Annotated in this window: 2 protein-coding genes; both read right to left on the minus strand. The window is 37.6% G+C overall.

Translation table 11 applies throughout. From position 1 onward, the window contains the following. Window positions 1-174 precede the first annotated feature (174 nt). Entirely contained in the window at window positions 175-1,344 is a 1,170-nt protein-coding gene (locus EI161_RS13900) for a siderophore-interacting protein (protein ID WP_192529858.1), read from the minus strand. Between the two features lie 773 nt (window positions 1,345-2,117). Next, window positions 2,118-2,762: 3'-5' exonuclease (locus tag EI161_RS13905; RefSeq protein ID WP_225735406.1), on the minus strand; the 645-nt coding region annotated here is incomplete at its 5' end.

Here is a 2,762-nt window from a genome sequence, read left to right on the forward strand (position 1 = left end):
GTTTATTTGGTTCGATGATAAAAGAAGTCGGGTGAAGCAAAACTTTTTTTTGACGTATTAAGCTTAAATTATTGATGTGCATCATAGTGAGCAGTCGAAAGTAAATGGGGCATTTTAAAGAAAAGTAGCTAGTTAATGCAAATGATTTTCATTTTATTTATGAATATACGGCAGTTATTGAGCGCGCCAATAGACTTTTATGACCATATCTTGACGAGATAGACCAAGGGTTGCTTTTAATTGTTTTCTTAATGACTTGATGTCCGCCGCTTCAAGCGCACCCCATACCTTGCCAATCTTAAGAGGCAATGTCATTAATCTTGCATTTAGTAAGCTCATGATTTGTTCAGGAATTTCGGTTGTTGGCGTCTTAATGATATGAAGTAGATTGTCTTGTAGAAAACACTCATCATGACCTAAGCACGGCCAAAGGTTGAGAGTATGTAAATAACTGATGTCTTTTGGATCTTCAGTAATAGCAATGACAAGGGGTGGTAACGGATTTTGCCAGTTCTCTAATAGATTGGCGACTGTAGGTAGAGAGGTTTCATCACATATTAATAAGCATTGACCCTCATTGAGGTGTTCTGTTTTCTCAGGATAGTCGCGCACCGTTTTTATTGGCATACCGCAAGCGAGAGAACGTGCCCAATTGCCACCTGGTGTGTCGCCATGGATATAAACATCTATCCAAGCTTGAACAGACAAGCTGATTGGATCTTGCCATGCTTTTCGCAGGGTGTAGTAGCGCTGTAAAGGCTTATCGTTATTACTTGACTCATCATTTAGGGTGGAGAAAACGTCAGAGTTTAACTCAAATAAATAAGCATACCCGGGATGATTGAGTGGCGTACTATCGGGTGCTGTGACCATCAGTCGATACATATTAGAACTGACATAATAACTATCAATCACGCTAAAGTATTGTTCTTGAAGTTTGATTGTACGCTTACCAAGCTTAGTAGCGGATGACTGCAATAACGCTATATATTGTTCATGTAGTGTCTCAGCGTCGCTAATAGGCACAAAAAAGTTGATAAAGTATTGATGATTAATACTAGAAATGTTTTCAGCGAGGCTGTTATCTGTAGAACTGCTATCTTTTAACGCATTAGAGTTATTTTGATAGCGATTCATCGTCATAACATCTAACAGAAGACCGTCAGGATACAGTTCTGTTATTGATACTATATCGTACTCGCCGACTGAGGCAGAGGTAAAGGCATTGATAAACATCGCAAGTTCATCTTGATGCTCTTCATTGAGATGATGAATGAACATGGCTTTATCAGCAATGGCTAATGGGGTTTTATCGGTATCATAACGAGTAAGCGTTTCAGCCATAAAGGGTCATCCAAGCCAAAAAATCATATAACGGTTACTTCATATAACCGTCAAATAGATAGCATCTGAAAATATAAGGATGTTACTGATAATCATTAACATCTAGATTATTATTACGTTAATTTGATTGTATGTCAACGTATTTATAATCATAAGCGGGCTATTGTCATAGGATTATTGACATTTTTCTTTCAATGATAAGCGATGGTGATGATTATTTCTGAAATAATACGAATCTTTAAAAGCGTGTTTAGCCGAGTTAAAGTCAGAGATTAGGAGGGTAAGGAGCTGTCTAAATGTTTATTTTAAATTCCCATGAAGTCGCAGTTACCACTGAGTCATCAGGATAGTTTATTTTATTCAAACCCCGATATTAATAACGTCACCTAAGAAAAGTAAATTTCATAATCCAGCCCTCTACACTATATAGATAATAGCATATAGAGCTTTTCTGACTTGTCAGAGTAAGATTTTTTCATGGCATATGCAGGTATTAATGATATTTTAAACACCATAATATTGAGGGATTTACTAGCTAATAAGTTATAGTTTCAATAAGAACTTAATCTACTTTAGCGTTAACTATTTCTAGTAACGATCTCAATTGCAGAACTGAGTCTTTAGCTTGATTTGAATCCCAATGTTCATCTAGCTACTTAGCAAATATATTTACTCTTACTATAAAACTCATAGCATCAGTGTATTTATACCGACTCTAATACTTGCTGGCAAGCTTGAGCTAAATAAGGATCAACCGTATCTTGTTTAAGCAATCATTTAAGATAGCCAGCACCCTCAAAACTAGTAGCTAAATCCGCAATAGCCTCACCTTTATACTTACCAAAACTTAAATGCGTGGGTATACGCGCCATTTCACTAAACTCATATAAGCTTTCCACATCACTTATCTTATGACCTTGGCTGTTGGCTAAATCAATCAGACTACCAAGCACTAGATCAGTGAAGTAAATATCAGCAATAGCAGCATGAGCATCCCTTGCTTGAGCACGAGCTATATCACGGTGAAAGTGGTAGAGGAGGGATACTAGCTTATGGCTCTCAAGTGTAGGAAGAAGACAGTTAGCCATGGCATTGGTGCAAATCAAATTAGGAGTATGAGTTACGCCCGCATTTTTAAGAACTGCCATGTCAAAATCAATATTGTGACCAATCAAGTACTCAATACTGTTAGGTAGTCTAAAATCTGTGTGAGGTGGTTCATCCGCTACATCTTCATCACAGATATGTGATATCGCCATAGATCCCAAACTAATTTCTTTCAGGGGGTTAAAGCGCTTCGCTCTCGGCTCCTGCAACACAGTTACTTTACCATCGTTAATATCAACAATGGAGTAGGCTGTTTGGTGGTGTGTCAGAAAGTATGCTGAAGAAATAAAGGAGGGTGACAGCCAAAGCAA

The organism is Psychrobacter sp. FME5 (assembly GCF_014861375.1).
Lineage (GTDB): Bacteria > Pseudomonadota > Gammaproteobacteria > Pseudomonadales > Moraxellaceae > Psychrobacter.